1 protein-coding gene and 1 pseudogene are annotated in these 16,512 nt (G+C 73.5%); both read left to right on the top strand.

What is annotated here, in order from left to right:
* Positions 1–90: 90 nt before the first annotated feature.
* A pseudogene (locus CP982_RS35265) lies at positions 91–5,526 on the top strand (type I polyketide synthase); the annotation flags it as partial.
* A 295-nt stretch (positions 5,527–5,821) separates the two neighbouring features.
* A complete protein-coding gene (locus tag CP982_RS35270; RefSeq protein WP_150514173.1) occupies positions 5,822–16,468 on the top strand; it encodes a type I polyketide synthase in 10,647 nt (3,548 codons plus the stop codon).
* Positions 16,469–16,512 lie beyond the last annotated feature (44 nt).

Genomic DNA, 16,512 nt, shown 5'->3' on the forward strand with positions numbered 1-16,512 from the left:
TCGGCTCCGGGACGCGACCGAGCGGACCCGACCGGGCAGACCCGACCGAGCAGGACCCGACCGAGCAGGACCCGACCGAGCGGGACCCGACTGAACACGGCTCGACCGAGCAGCACCCGTACGGCACGTCGACCGACCGACCCGCATCCACAGCAAGCGCACGCATCGAATTCCTGGGAGCTGAATTCAGTGGCTGACGAGGTACAACTCCGCGACTACCTCAAGAGGGCCATCGCCGACGCCCGCGACGCCCGCAAGCGTCTGCGCGAGGTCGAGGACCAGGCGCGGGAGCCGATCGCGATCGTGTCGATGGCGTGCCGGTATCCGGGTGGTGTGTCGTCGCCGGACGAGCTGTGGAGGCTGGTGGCCGACGGCGTCGACGCGGTCTCCGACTTCCCGGACGACCGGGGCTGGGATCTGGAGGGGCTGTTCGACCCGGATCCCGACCATGCCGGTACGTCGTACACGAGGCAGGGCGGTTTCCTGCGCGGGGCAGGTCTCTTCGACGCCGGGTTCTTCGGCATCTCACCGCGTGAGGCCCTCGCCATGGATCCGCAGCAGCGGCTGCTTCTTGAGACCTCGTGGGAGGCGCTTGAGCACGCGGGCATCGATCCGCTGTCGCTGAAGGGCACCGACGTCGGGGTGTTCTCCGGCGTTTCCAGTCAGGGCTACGGGGCCGGTGCCGGGGTGGTGACACCGGAGTCGGAGGGCTTCGCGGGCACGGGCGCGACACCCAGCGTGGCGTCGGGTCGGGTGTCGTACGTGTTCGGCTTCGAGGGTCCCGCGGTGACGGTGGACACGGCGTGCTCGTCCTCGCTGGTCGCGATCCATCTGGCCGCGCAGGCGCTGCGGCACGGCGACTGTTCGATGGCTCTGGCCGGTGGCGCGATGGTGATGGCCACGCCCGGCAACTTCGTGGCGTTCTCCCGGCAGCGGGGCCTGGCCACGGACGGGCGGTGCAAGGCGTTCGCGGACGGCGCCGACGGCATGGGCCTTGCCGAGGGCGCGGGCGTGGTCGTGCTCGAACGCCTCTCGATGGCCCGGGAGCGCGGCCACCGCGTCCTCGCGGTCCTCCGGGGCAGCGCGGTGAACCAGGACGGCGCCTCCAACGGCCTGACCGCCCCCAACGGTCCCTCGCAGCAGCGGGTGATCCGCCGGGCCCTGGCGAACGCGGGCCTCTCCCCGTCCGACGTGGACGCGGTGGAGGGCCACGGCACGGGAACGGCCCTGGGCGACCCCATCGAGGCCCAGGCGCTCCTCGCCACATACGGGCGCGACAGGGACGCCCACCAACCCCTGTGGCTCGGCTCGTTGAAGTCGAACATCGGTCATACGCAGGCCGCCGCCGGCGTGGGCAGCGTGATCAAGATGGTGCAGGCGCTGCGGCACGGCGTCCTGCCGCCCACGCTCCACGTCCAGGAGCCCACGACCGAGGTCGACTGGTCGACGGGCGCGGTCGAGCTCCTGACGGAGGCGCGCGCATGGCCGCGCGCCGCGCACCCACGCCGGGCTGGGGTGTCCTCGTTCGGTGTGAGCGGGACCAACGCTCATCTGATCCTTGAGGAGGTGCCCGAGGAGCCGGTTTCGGAGGAGCCGGTGTGGGTGGGTGTGGCGCCGTTGGTGCTGTCGGCACGGAGCCGTGCGGCACTCTCGGGGCAGGCCGCGCGCCTCGCGGCGTACGTCGAGGCCACCGAGGGGGTGCCGTTGGCCGGTGTGGCCGGGGCGTTGGTGTCGGGCCGGGCGTTGCTGGACGATCGCGCGGTGGTGGTGGCGGGTTCGGCCGAGGACGCGCTCACCGGGCTGCGGGCGCTGGCGCGGGGCGAGAGCGTCCCGGACGTCGTGTCGGGGAGCGTCGCCGGTTCCGGTGACCCGGGCAAGGTGGTGTGGGTGTTCCCGGGTCAGGGTTCGCAGTGGGTGGGGATGGGCCGTGAGCTGCTCGACTGCTCGCCGGTGTTCGCCGAGCGGGTGGGGGAGTGCGCGGCCGCTTTGGAGCGGTGGGTGGACTGGTCGCTGGTCGACGTACTGCGGGGTGAGGTCGAGCCCGAGTTGCTTGAGCGGGTGGATGTGGTGCAGCCCGCGAGTTTCGCGGTGATGGTGGGTCTGGCGGCGGTCTGGGCGTCGGTCGGGGTCGAAGCGGACGCGGTGCTGGGGCATTCGCAGGGTGAGATTGCGGCGGCCTGTGTGGCGGGTGCGCTGTCCCTTGAGGACGCGGCTCGGGTGGTGGCGTTGCGCAGCCAGGCCATCGCGGCGCGGCTCGCTGGTCGTGGGGGCATGGCGTCGGTGGCGCTGAGCGAGGAGGAGGCGGCCGGTCGTCTGGGGCCCTGGTCGGACCGGGTCGAGGTCGCGGCCGTCAACGGGCCGTCGTCCGTGGTGGTCGCCGGTGATGCCCAGGCCTTGGACGAGGTCCTCCAGGTGCTCTCCGATGACGGCGTGCGGGTCCGGCGCGTGGCCGTGGACTACGCCTCGCACACCCGCCACGTCGAGGACATCCGCGACGCCCTTGCCGAAGCCCTGGCCGGGGTCAACCCGAAAGCCCCGGTGGTGCCGTTCTACTCCACCGTCACCGGTGGTTGGGTGGAGGACGCCGGGATGCTGGACGCCCGGTATTGGTACCGCAACCTCCGGGGCCAGGTGCGGTTCGGCCCGGCCGTGGCCGAGCTGCTCGCGCAGGGCCATGGCGTGTTCGTGGAGGTCAGCGCCCACCCCGTACTGGTCCAGCCCGTCACCGAAATCGTCGACGGGACGGACACCGCCACCGAAGTGGTGGTCGCGGGCACGCTGCGGCGTGAGGAGGGCGGCCTGCGGCGGCTGCTGACCTCGATGGCGGAGCTGTTCGTGCGGGGTGTGGCCGTGGACTGGGCGGCCGTGCTGCCCGCCGGGGCCGGAGCCGGGGCCGGGGCTGGGACCGCGCGTGTGGAGTTGCCGACGTACGCCTTCGACCACCACCACTACTGGCTCAAGCCGGACGAGACAGCAACCGACGCGGCCTCGCTGGGGCAGACGGCGGCCGATCATCCCCTCCTTGGCGCGGTGGTGCGGCTGCCGCACGCCGACGGCCTGGTCTTCACGTCCCGCCTTTCGCTCCGCTCCCACCCCTGGCTCGCCGATCACGCCGTCGGGGATACGGTCATCTTTCCCGGTACGGGACTCGTGGAGCTGGCGGTGCGAGCCGGGGACGAGACCGGGTGCGGGACTCTGGAAGAGCTGGTGGTCGAGGCGCCGCTGGTGGTGCCCGAGCACGGCGGCGTACGGGTGCAGGTCGCGGTGGGCGCACCGGGAGAGACCGGCGCGCGCACACTCGAAGTGCACTCCCAACACGAGGGCGACGCCGGCGCCGACACATGGACACGGCATGCCACCGGACTCCTGACGGCATCGCAAGCGACACCCCTGCCGGGGGAGGAGCAGGGGTACGACTTCGCCGCCTGGCCGCCGCCCGGCGCGCGGAAGGTCGAGGTGGAGCCGGGCGGCTTCTACGACGGCCTGGCCGCACGCGGTTTCGGCTACGGTCCCGCGTTCCAGGGCGTGCGGGCAGCGTGGCGGCGCGGCGACGAGGTGTTCGCGGAGGTCGGGCTGGCGGAGGAGCAGCGTAAGGAGGCGGGCCGGTACGGCATCCACCCCGCGCTCCTGGACGCGGCCCTTCAGGTCGGGACGTTCGCCGCCGCGGCGGACCCGACGGCGGAGGACTCCGGGCAACCGACCCTCGCGTTCGCGTGGAACGGCCTGGTGCTGCACGCCGCCGGTGCCGCGGCGCTGCGCGTACGGGTCGCCCCGTGCGGCTCCGACGCGCTGTCCGTGCAAGCCGCCGACGAGACCGGTGGCTTGGTGGTGACGCTGGACTCGCTGGTGTCCCGGCCGGTGTCGGCGGAGCAGTTGGGGGCGGCGACGGAGGCCACGGTCGCCAACTCGCTCTTCCACGTGGACTGGACCGAGCTGCCCCCGGCCCCGGTGGGGGAGCCCGCGCCGACGTGGAAGACCGTGGCCACCGCGGAGGAGGTGGTGGCCCTGGCCGGAAGCGCCGACGTCCCGGTGGTGGGCGTCTTGGAGGTTGTCGGTGGCGATGAGGTGGACGCGGTACTGGCCCTGACCACCCGGGTGTTGGGGGTGGTGCAGGCGTGGTTGGCGGAGGCGGATCTTGAGGAGTCGCGGTTGGTGGTGGTGACGCGGGGTGCGGTGGCTGCGGGCGGTGGAGCGGTGACCGACCCGGCGGGAGCGGCGGTGTGGGGTCTGGTGCGTGCCGCGCAGTCCGAGAACCCGGACCGGATCGTCCTGGTGGATACCGACCCCACGGAGGACGGCGTTCCGGGCGCGGTCCTGGGCGCGGTCCTGGCCAGCGGCGAGCCCCAGATCGCCGTGCGCGGGGCGACTCTCTCCGTGCCTCGGCTCGCCCGCGTGCCGGATCGAGTGCCGGACAGGGCGCCGGTGTTCGGGCCGGAGGGTACCGTCCTGGTCTCGGGTGGCGGGTCGTTGGGCGCGCTGGTGGCCCGCCATCTCGTCACCCGGCACGGGGTGCGCAGCTTGGTGCTTGCCAGTCGGCGGGGTGTGGAAGCGGACGGCGTGCCGGAGTTGGTGGCCGAGCTGACCGGGTTGGGCGCGGCGGTGTCGGTCGTCGCGTGTGACGTCTCCGACCGTGAGCAGGTGAAGGCCCTGTTGGGGTCCGTACCGGAGGGGCACGAGCACCGGTTGACGGGTGTCGTCCACACGGCGGGTGTGTTCGATGCCGGTGTGGTCGGGGCGTTGACTCCGGAGCGGCTGAAGGGGGTGTTCGCGCCGAAGGTGGAGGCGGTGCGGCATCTCGACGAGCTGACGCGCGGCCTGGATCTGAAGGCGTTCGTCGTCTATTCGTCGGCGTCGTCCGTGTTCATGGGGGCGGGCAGTGGTGGTTACGCGGCGGCGAACGCGTTCCTGGACGGGCTGATGGCGCACCGGAGGGCGGCGGGTCTGCCCGGCCTCTCGCTGGCCTGGGGTACCTGGGAGCACGCCACCCACATGACCACCCACCTCAGCACGGCCGACCAGGAGCGGATGAGCCGGCGCGCGAACCGTACCGGTGTCGTGGGGATCAAGCCCGCCGAAGGCATGGAGCTGTTCGACGCCGCCGTGGCGTCCGGGCGGGCGCTGCTCGTGCCGGTCAAGCTGGACCTCCAGGGCGTACGGGCCGGTGCTGCGGGCGGCGGCGGGGTACCGGCCCTGCTGCGTGGCCTCGTGCCCGCGGCCCGGCAGCAGGCGCGGGCGACGTCCGCGAGCGAGGGCGAGCTGGTCCGCCGCCTGGCCGGGCTCGCCGAGGCGGAGCAGGAGGCCCTGCTGCTCGACCTGGTGCGTACGCAGGCCGCCGTCGTGCTCGGGCACAGCGGGCCGGGCGGCGTACGGGCGGACACGGCGTTCAAGGACGTCGGATTCGACTCGCTCACCTCGGTGGAGCTGCGCAATCGGCTGCGCGAGGCGACCGGCCTGAAGCTGCCCGCCACGCTCGTCTTCGACCAGCCGAACCCGCTGGTCCTCGCCCGCCATCTGCGCGACGAACTGGGCGTCGGCGACGACGTGCTCGCCCGCGTGCACGCGGGCATCGAGGACGTGGAGGCGCTGATCGGTGGGCTGCCCCTCGACGCGGCCATGAAGTCCGCTGTCGCGCTCCGCCTTCAGGGCCTGGTGGCCAGGTGCAACGGAGTGCTCGGGCAGCCGGACGCCGCCACGGTCGCGGACCAGCTGGAATCCGCCTCGGCCGACGAAGTCCTCGACTTCATCGACGACGAACTGGGGCTTGTCTGAGCCCGGGTTCGAGGCTCCGAGGCGCCATCCAACCTTCGTGAGGACTGAACACATGGCCACGGACGAAAAGCTCCTCAAGTACCTCAAGCGCGTCACGACGGAACTGCACCAGCTGCGGAAACAGGGATCGGCGCACGCGGGCGAGCCGGTGGCGATCGTGGGGATGGCCTGTCGGCTGCCGGGCGGGGTGACGGGCCCCGAGGATCTATGGCGCCTGGTGTCCGAGGGACGCGACGCGGTGTCGGGCTTCCCCGACGACCGGGGCTGGGAGTTGGAGGGGTTGTTCGACCCGGACCCCGACAACCCGGGTACGTCCTACACCGACCAGGGTGGCTTCCTGCGCGGGGCGGGGCTCTTCGACGCCGGGTTCTTCGGCATCTCGCCGCGTGAGGCCCTTGCGATGGATCCGCAGCAGCGGCTGCTTCTTGAGACCTCGTGGGAGGCGCTTGAGCACGCGGGTATCGATCCGCTGTCGCTGAAGGGCACCGACGTCGGGGTGTTCTCCGGAGTGTCCAGCCAGGGCTACGGCGCCGGTGCCGGGGTCGTCGCCCCGGAGCTGGAGAGCTTCACCGGCACGGGCGTCGCGGGCAGCGTCGCGTCGGGCCGGGTGTCGTACGTGTTCGGTTTCGAGGGGCCCGCGGTGACGGTGGACACGGCGTGCTCCTCCTCGCTGGTCGCGATCCACCTGGCCGCGCAGGCGCTGCGGCAGGGCGAGTGCTCGATGGCCCTCGCCGGAGGCGCGATGGTCATGTCGACGCCCGGCACCTTCGTGGCGTTCTCCCGGCAACGCGGCATGGCCTCCGACGGCCGGTGCAAGGCGTACGCCGAAGGCGCCGACGGCATGGGACTCGCCGAGGGCGCGGGCGTCGTGGCCCTGGAGCGCCTCTCGGTCGCTCGGGAGCGCGGCCACCGCGTCCTGGCGGTCATCCGCGGCAGCGCGGTGAACCAGGACGGCGCCTCCAACGGCCTCACCGCCCCCAACGGCCCCTCGCAGGAGCGGGTGATCCGCCGGGCCCTCGCCGGGGCCGGACTGGTCTCGGCGGACGTCGACGTCGTGGAGGGCCACGGCACCGGCACGGCCCTGGGCGACCCGATCGAGGCCCAGGCACTCCTCGCGACGTACGGGCAGGGACGGAACCCGCAACAGCCCCTGTGGCTCGGCTCCTTGAAGTCCAACATCGGGCACACCCAGGCCGCCGCCGGGGTGGCAAGCGTCATCAAGATGGTGCAGGCGCTGCGGCACGGCATCATGCCTCCCACGCTCCACGTCCAGGAGCCCACCACCGAGGTCGACTGGTCGACGGGCGCGGTCGAGCTGCTGGCCGAGGCCAGGGACTGGCGGCGCGACGACCGCCCGCGCCGGGCCGGGATCTCCTCGTTCGGGATCAGTGGAACCAACGCCCATCTGATCCTGGAGGAAGCACCCGCCGACGCGACCGGGCCGGTCCCGGCGCAGCGCGTGGAGCCCGGGGGCGCGGTGCCGCTGGTCGTCTCGGCGAGCAGCGCCGGGGCACTGGCGGGCCAGGCCGCGCGCCTCGCCGCGTACGGGGAGACCCGGTGGCCCGACGCCGACGGCCCGCCCCTGGCGGGTGTCGCCGGGGCACTCCTGTCGGACCGGGCCCTGCTCGACGAGCGTGCCGTGGTGGTCGCCCGCACCCACGAGGAGGCGCTGGCAGGGCTCGGCGCGCTCGCGCGGGGCGAGAGCGCCGCCGGTGTGGTGTCCGGCCGGGTCGCCGGTTCGGGCGTGCCGGGCAAGGTCGTGTGGGTGTTCCCCGGGCAGGGCTCGCAGCGGGTGGGCACGGGACGCGAACTGTACGACCGGCACCCGCTGTTCGCGGAGGCCTTCGACGAGGCCTGCGCGCACCTGGACGCGTGCCTCGCCGGCCGGGTCGACCATCCGGTGCGCGACGTCGTCCTCGGCACGGTGGCGGGCAGCGCCGACCTGCTGAACCAGACGGTGTTCACCCAGGCGGGCCTCTTCGCCGTCGAGAGCGCCCTCGCCCGCCTCGTGGAGTCCTGGGGCGTACGCCCGGACGCGGTGATCGGCCACTCGATCGGCGAGGTCACCGCCGCGTACGTCGCGGGCGCGCTGACACTGCCGGACGCGGCCCGCCTCGTCGCGGCCAGGGGGCGGCTCATGCAGGCGCTGCCGCCGGGCGGCGCCATGGTCGCGGTGGTCGCGAGCGAGGAGGAGGCCGCCGCGCTCCTGGGCGAGGGCGTGGAGGTCGCGGCCGTCAACGGCCCGTCCGCCCTCGTGCTCACCGGCGACGAGGACGCCGTCCTCGCCGCGGCGGGCCTGCTGCGGGAACGGGGGCACAAGACGAAGCGCCTCACGGTCTCGCACGCGTTCCACTCGTCGCGGATGGAGCCCATGCTGGCCGACTTCACCGCCGAGCTGGCCGATGTGGCGTGGCGGCGGCCCGCGATCCCGGTGATCTCGAACGTGACCGGGCGGCTCGCCGAGCCCGGCCAACTCGCCGATCCCCGGTACTGGGCCGAGCACGTGCGCAGCCCGGTGCGGTTCGCCGAGGGCATCGCCGCCGCCGTGGAGTTCGGCGGCGCGCTGTTCGTGGAACTGGGCCCTGGCGCGGCCCTGACCGGCCTGGTCGAGGAGACGGCCACCGCCACCACCAGGGTGACCTGCGTCGCGGCCCTGCGCGACGGGCGCCCCGAGGAGCGGACGCTCCTCACCTCGCTGGCCGAGCTGTTCGTGCGCGGCGTGGCCGTGGACTGGGCGCGCCTGCTGCCCGCCGGAGCCACGTCCGCGCACCTCGACCTGCCGACGTACGCCTTCGACCACCGGCACTACTGGCTACAGCCCGGAGAGTCGGCCACGGACGCCGTGTCGCTGGGGCAGACGGCGGCGGAGCATCCGCTGCTCGGCGCGGTGGTGCGGCTGCCGCAGTCCGACGGCCTCGTCCTCACCTCACGGCTCTCGCTCCGCTCACATCCGTGGCTCGCCGACCACACGGTCGGTGGCGTGGTACTCCTCCCGGGCACCGGCCTCGTGGAACTCGCGGTGCGCGCCGGTGACGAAGCCGGGTGCGGGGCCCTCGAAGAACTCGTGGTCGAGGCGCCCCTGGTGGTGCCCGCGCGCGGCGCGGCGCGGGTGCAGGTAGCAGTGGGCGCACCCGGTACGACGGGCGCTCGCCCGGTCGAGGTCTACTCCCAGCGCGAGGACGACGACGCCGCCGACACCTGGACGCGACACGCCACCGGCCTCCTGTCGGCCACCGCCCCGACCCAGGACCACCACGGCTTCGACTTCGCCGCCTGGCCGCCGCGCGGAGCACAGCCGATGGACGTGCGCCCCGGCGACTTCTACGACGGACTGACCGAACGCGGCTACGGCTACGGACCGGCCTTCCGCGGCCTGCGAGCGGTATGGCGGCGCGGCGAGGAGCTCTTCGCGGAGGTCGCCCTGCCCGAGGAGCAGCGCAAGGACGCCGACAGGTTCGGCATCCACCCCGCGCTCCTGGACGCGGCCCTGCACGCCGGGATGCTCGCCGCCACCGCGGACACGGCCGCGAAGGGCCCAGACCAGCCCGTGCTGCCGTTCGCGTGGAACGGCCTGGTGCTGCACGCCGCCGGTGCCGCGACACTCCGCGTACGCCTGACGCCCGGCGGGCCCGGTGCCGTGTCCCTCACGGCGGCGGACGAGACCGGTGGCCTGGTCGTGACGATGGACTCGCTGGTGTCACGGCCGGTGTCCGCCGGGCAGTTGGAGAGCGCGGCGGACGCGGCGGTCACCGACGCGCTGTTCGCCGTGGAGTGGACCGAGCTGCCCCTGGCGCGGGGGGACGCGCCGACCTGGGCCCCGGTGGCCACCGCCGACGACGTGGCGGCCCTCGCCGGGAGCGCCGAGCCGTCGACGGTGGCCGTCCTGGAAGCCGTGGGCGGTACGGGCGCCGACGCGGCGCTCGCCGTGACCTCCCGGGTCCTGGGCGTCGTACAGGCGTGGCTGGCCACGGCCGGGCTTGAGGAGTCGCGTCTGGTGGTGGTGACCCGGGGTGCGGTGCCTGCGGGCGGCGGTGCGGTGACCGACCCGGCGGGTGCGGCGGTGTGGGGTCTGGTGCGTGCCGCGCAGGCGGAGAACCCGGACCGGTTCCTCCTCCTGGACGCCGACCCCGCGGCCGAAGGCACGCCGGACGCGGCCTTGGGAGCGGCACTCGCCGACGGAGCCCCAGAGGTCGCGGTGCGTGGGGGGACTCTCTCCGTGCCCAGGCTCGCTCGTGTCTCGGCTGGGGTGGCGGGGGCGGGGAACGTATTCGGTGCTGGAAAGAGCGTTCTACTTACTGGTGGAACAGGTTCCCTGGGGGGCCTGGTGGCCCGCCATCTGGTCGTGCGGCATGGCGTACGGCATCTGGTGCTCGCCGGTCGCCGGGGCGCCGATGCCGAGGGTGTGGCCGGGCTGGTGGCCGAACTCGCCGAGCAGGGCGCGACGGTGTCGGTGGTGGCGTGTGACGTCTCCGACCGCGACCAGGTGAAGGCCCTGCTGACATCGGTCCCGGACGAGCACCCTCTGACAGGCGTCGTCCACACCGCAGGGGTGCTGGACGACGGGGTGATCGGAGCGCTGACTCCGGAGCGCTTTGAGCGGGTGTTCGCGCCGAAGGTGGACGCGGTGCGCCATCTCGACGAGCTGACCCGTGAACTGGGCCTGGACCTGGACGCGTTCATCGTCTACTCCTCCGCGTCAGGGGTCTTCGGATCGGCAGGTCAGGGCAACTACGCGGCGGCGAACGCCTACCTCGACGGGCTGATGGCCCACCGAAGGGCCGCCGGTCTGCCCGGCCTCTCGTTGGCCTGGGGTCTGTGGGAGCAGACCGCGGGCATGACCGCGCACCTGGACGAGGTGGACCAGGCACGCGCGAACCGTGGCGGCGTGCTGGCCATCACGCCCGCCGAAGGCATGGAGCTGTTCGACGCCGCGGCGGCGTCCGGGCACGCCCTGTTGGTCCCGATCAAGCTGGACCTGCGGGCGGCGCGCGCCGGTGCGGCATCCGGCGGGGCGGTTCCCCACCTGCTGCGCGGCCTCGTACGGACGGGTCGGCAGCAGGCGCGGGCCGCCTCCTCCGGCGGCGGCGAACTGACCCGCCGCCTGGCCGGACTCACCGAGGCGGAGCAGGATGCCCTGCTGCTGGACCTGGTCCGCACCCAGGCCGCGGTCGTGCTCGGGCACACCGGCCCCGGGGGCGTGCGACCGGACACGGCGTTCAACGAAGCCGGTTTCGACTCGCTCACCTCGGTGGAACTGCGCAACCGGCTGCGGGAGGCGACCGCGCTCAAGGTCCCCGCCACCCTCGTCTTCGACTACCCGACCCCGGAAGCGCTCGCCCGCTACCTGCGCGAGGAATTGGCCGAGACGGCGGACGGAGCCGTCGCCTCCGCCGCGCCCGTCGTCGTGGATCCTGATGAGCCGATTGCGATCGTGGGGATGGCGTGCCGTCTTCCGGGTGGGGTGGTGGACCCGGAGGGTTTGTGGCGGTTGGTGTGTGAGGGTCGTGAGGGTATGTCGGGGTTTCCTGAGGACCGGGGCTGGGACTTGGAGGGCTTGTTCGACTCGGACCCTGCCAACGCCGGTACGTCATACGCCAGTCAGGGCGGCTTCCTCCAGGGGGCGGGGCTCTTCGACGCCGGGTTCTTCGGCATCTCACCGCGCGAGGCCCTTGCCATGGACCCGCAGCAACGGCTGCTCCTGGAGACCTCGTGGGAGGCGCTTGAGCAGGCGGGCATCGATCCGCTGTCGCTGAAGGGAACGGACGTCGGGGTGTTCTCCGGCGTTTCCACCCAGGGCTATGGGATGGGCGCGGCCGCACAGGACGTGGAGGGCTATACGGGCACCGGATCGGCGCCGAGTGTGGCGTCGGGCCGGGTGTCGTACGCCTTCGGTTTCGAGGGTCCTGCGGTGACGGTGGACACGGCGTGCTCGTCGTCGCTGGTGGCGATGCACCTGGCAGCGCAGGCGCTGAGGCAGGGGGAGTGCTCGATGGCCCTCGCCGGGGGCGTCGCCGTGATGGCGACACCTGGGGCCTTCGTGGAGTTCTCGCGCCAACGAGGCCTGTCCACGGACGGGCGTTGCAAGTCCTACGCCGCGGGGGCCGACGGCACCGGCTGGTCCGAGGGCGTCGGCCTGGTGGTCCTTGAGCGCCTCTCGGCGGCGCGGGAGCGCGGCCACCGCGTCCTCGCGGTGCTCCGGGGCAGCGCGGTCAACCAGGACGGCGCCTCCAACGGCCTGACCGCCCCGAACGGCCCCTCGCAGCAGCGCGTGATCCGCAAGGCGCTGGCCAACGCGGGTCTGTCCCCGTCCGATGTGGACGTGGTGGAGGGCCACGGCACCGGGACGGTCCTCGGCGACCCGATCGAGGCGCAGGCGCTCCTGGCGACGTACGGGCAGGGGCGGGACCCCGAACAGCCCTTGTGGCTGGGCTCGTTGAAGTCGAACATCGGTCATGCGCAGGCGGCCGCCGGCGCGGCCGGTGTCATCAAGATGGTGCTTGCGCTGCGGCACGGTGTCATGCCTCCGACCCTGCATGTGGATGAGCCCACGGCCGAGGTGGACTGGTCGGCGGGTGCGGTGGAGCTGTTGACCGAGGGCCGGGAGTGGTCGCGGAACGGGCGTCCGCGTCGGGCTGGGGTGTCGTCGTTCGGGATCAGTGGGACGAATGCGCATCTGATTCTGGAGGAGGGCCTTGAGGAGCCGGTGGTGGAGGGGCCGGTGTGGGCGGGTGTGGTGCCGTTGGTGGTGTCGGCGCGTAGTGCGGGTTCGTTGGTGGGTCAGGCTGATCGGCTTGTGTCGTATGTGGAGTCGGGTGCGGGTGGTGTCTCGTTGGCGGGGGCGTTGGTGTCGGGGCGGGCGGTTCTTGGTGAGCGTGCGGTGGTGGTGGCCGACTCGTCTGCGGAGGCTCTGGCCGGGCTGCGGGCGTTGGCCCGGGGTGAGGACGCGGCTGGGGTGGTGTCCGGCAGGGCTGCGGCTTCTGGCGTGCCGGGCAAGGTGGTGTGGGTGTTCCCGGGGCAGGGTTCGCAGTGGGTGGGGATGGGGCGTGAACTGCTCGACTGCTCGCCGGTGTTCGCCGAGCGGGTCGGGGAGTGCGCGGCGGCGTTGGAGCCGTTGGTGGACTGGTCGCTGGTCGACGTATTGCGGGGTGAGGTCGAGCCCGGCCTGTTGGAGCGGGTGGATGTGGTGCAGCCCGCGAGTTTCGCGGTGATGGTGGGGTTGGCGGCGGTCTGGGCGTCCGTGGGAGTGAAGCCGGATGCGGTGCTCGGTCACTCGCAGGGGGAGATCGCGGCCGCTTGTGTGGCGGGCGCGTTGTCCCTTGAGGACGCGGCGCGGGTGGTGGCCTTGCGCAGCCAGGCCATCGCGGCGCGGCTCGCTGGTCGTGGGGGCATGGCGTCGGTGGCGCTGAGCGAGGGCGAGGCGGCCGGTCGTCTGGAGGTCTGGTCGGACCGGGTTGAGGTCGCGGCCGTCAACGGGCCGTCCTCCGTGGTGGTCGCCGGTGATGCCGAGGCCTTGGACGAGGTCCTCCAGGTGCTCTCCGATGACGGGGTGAGGGTGCGGCGCGTGGCCGTGGATTACGCCTCCCACACCCGCCACGTGGAGGACATCCGCGACACCCTCGCCGAAGCCCTGGCCGAGGTCAGCGCAAAGGCTCCCACGGTGCCGTTCTACTCGACTGTGACCGGTGGCTGGGTGGAGGACGCCGGAGTCCTGGACGGTGAGTACTGGTATCGCAATCTGCGCGGCCAGGTGGGCTTCGGCCCGGCGGTCGTGGAGCTGCTGGGCCAGGGCCACGGCGTGTTCGTGGAGGTCAGCGCCCACCCCGTACTGGTCCAGCCGATCACCGAGATCGTCGACGACGCCGACAGCGTGGCGGTGGTGACCGGGTCGCTGCGGCGTGAAGAGGGCGGCCTGCGCAGGCTGTTGGCGTCGGCGGCCGAGCTGTTCGTCAGAGGAGTGGACGTGGAGTGGGCGGGCGCGCTGCCCGCCGGGGCCGGGGCCCAGTTGGCGCGCGCGGACCTGCCGACGTACGCCTTCGACCACCGGCACTACTGGCTCAAGCCGGCCGAGTCGGCCACCGACGCGGCGTCGCTGGGACTCGCGGGGGCTGCACACCCGCTGCTGGGCGCGGTGGTGCGGCTGCCGCAGTCCGACGGCCTGGTCTTCACCTCACGTCTGTCGTTGCGGACGCACCCCTGGCTGGCCGACCACGCGGTGAGTGGAGTCGTACTGGTCCCGGGCACCGGACTTGTGGAGCTTGCGGTGCGGGCCGGTGACGAGGCCGGGTGCGGGGTTCTCGAAGAGCTGGTGATCGAGGCGCCTTTGGTGGTGCCCGAGCGTGGTGGGGTGCGGGTGCAGGTCGCGGTGGGCGGGCCCGGGGAGACGGGTGGGCGGACCGTGGAGGTGTACTCCCAGCGCGAGGACGCCGACGACGGTGGCGCGGACGCGTGGACGCGGCACGCCACCGGACTCCTCGCGGCCAGCGGCCGACCCGGTGGTGCCCGCGGCGGCTACGACTTCGCGGCCTGGCCGCCGCCCGGAGCGGAGCCGGTGGACATCGGCGACGGCTACGGCCTGCTCGCCCGGGGCGGCTACGGCTACGGCCCCGCGTTCCGGGGCGTGCGGGCGGTGTGGCGGCGCGGCGACGAGGTGTTCGCGGAGGTCGCGCTGCCCGAGGAGCAGCGCGGGGAAGCGGGCAGGTTCGGCATCCACCCCGCGCTCCTCGACGCGGCCCTGCACTCGACCATGCTGAACGCCGTGGCGGCGCTCACGGCGGCCACCGACAGCGCCTCCGGCGGTGAGGACGGACTTGAGCTGCGGCTGCCGTTCGCCTGGAACGGGCTCGAACTGCACGCGGCAGGCGCCTCGGCGCTGCGGGTTCGCGTGGCGAGGCCCGAGCGCGACGCCCTGTCCCTGGAGGCGGTGGACGAGGCCGGTGGCCTGGTCGTGACGCTGGACTCGCTGGTGGGTCGGGTGGTGTCCGCCGAACAGTTGGAGACGGCGTCGGGCACGGCGCGCGTCGACTCGCTGTTCCGGGTGGAGTGGACCGAGCTGCCCCCGGTGCGGGAGGTGCGGCGCTCGCCGTCGTGGGTGGCGGTGGCCACCGCGGAAGAGGTGGCGACACTGGCCGACGACGTGGAGTCGGGCACGGCGGCGGCCCCGGCGTTGGCGGTGATGGACGCCGTCGGCGGCGACGAGGAGGCCGCGGCGCTGTCCTTGGCCTCCCGGGTCCTCGACGTGGTGCAGTGCTGGCTGGCCGGGGCCGGCCTTGAGGAGTCGCGGCTGTTGGTGGTGACCCGGGGCGCGGTGCCCGCGGGCGACGGAGCGGTGACCGACCCGGCGGGAGCGGCGGTGTGGGGCCTGGTGCGCGCCGCGCAGGCGGAGAACCCGGACCGGATCGTCCTGCTCGACACCGACACCCAAACCGATATGGAACATGCTTTGGGCACCGTCCTCGTCAGCGGTGAGCCACAGCTGGCGGTGCGCGGCACGCGCTTCTCCGTGCCCCGCCTCGCCCGCGTCACCGGCCAAGTCCCGCACGCCCCCGTGGCGTTCGGGCCGGACGGTACGGTCCTGATCTCGGGCGCGGGATCGCTGGGGGCGCTCGCGGCCCGGCACCTGGTCACCCGGTACGGCGTACGACGGCTGCTGCTCGCCAGTCGCAGGGGAGCGGACGCCGAGGGCGTGCCGGAGCTGGTGGCCGAGCTGACCGGGCAGGGCGCGACGGTGTCGGTCGTAGCGTGTGACCTGTCCGACCGCGACCAGGTCAAGGCCCTGCTGGCGGCCGTGCCGGACGGCCGCGAACATCGGCTCACCGGGATCGTCCACACGGCGGGCGTGACGGACGACGGCGTGATCGGGGCGCTGACTCCGGAGCGCCTTGAGCGGGTGTTCGCGCCGAAGGCGGAGGCGGTGCGGCATCTGGACGACCTGACGCGCGGCCTGGATCTGGACGCGTTCGTCGTCTACTCGTCCGTGTCGGGCGTCTTCATGGGCGCGGGCAGCGGCAGCTATGCCGCGGCCAACGCCTTCCTCGACGGCCTCATGGCCAACCGGCGGGCGGCGGGCCTGCCCGCGCTCTCGCTGGCCTGGGGGCTGTGGGAGCAGAGCACCGGCATGGCCGCCCGCACGGACGACCTCACCAAGAGCCGGATGAGCCGACGCGGCGGTCTGACGGCGATGAGCCCGACGGAGGGCATGGAGCTGTTCGACGCCGCCGTCGGGTCCGGGCAGACGCTCCTCGTCCCGGCCAGGCTCGACCTGCGCGGCGTGCGGGCCGGTGCGGCGGCCGGCGGCGGGGTGCCGCACCTGCTGCGCGGCCTCGTACGCGCCGGCCGGCACCTGGCGCACGCGGCGGGCGGAGGAGACGAGGACCGGCGGCCCGCCGAGCGGCTCGCCGCACTGCCCGCCGCCGAGCAGGCGCAGCTGCTGCTCGACCTGGTGCGGTCGCAGGTGGCCGCGGTCCTCGGCCACGGCACGACGTACCACATCGACGCCGACCAGGGGCTCTTCGAGATCGGCTTCGACTCCCTCACGGCCATCGAGCTCCGCAACCGGCTGCGCGCCCTCACCGAGCGGAAACTCGCTCCCAGCCTCGTCTTCGACCACCCGACGCCAGGAGCGCTCGCCGCGCACCTGCACGCGCTGCTGTGCGGCGCACAGGCAGCGGCCCCGGCAGCGACCTCCGCAGGAACCCGGTGATCCCGGTGCCCCGGGCCATCACGACGTGAATCCCCAGCGAGCAG

Origin of the sequence: Streptomyces spectabilis, from assembly GCF_008704795.1 — a bacterium.
Lineage (GTDB): Bacteria > Actinomycetota > Actinomycetes > Streptomycetales > Streptomycetaceae > Streptomyces > Streptomyces spectabilis.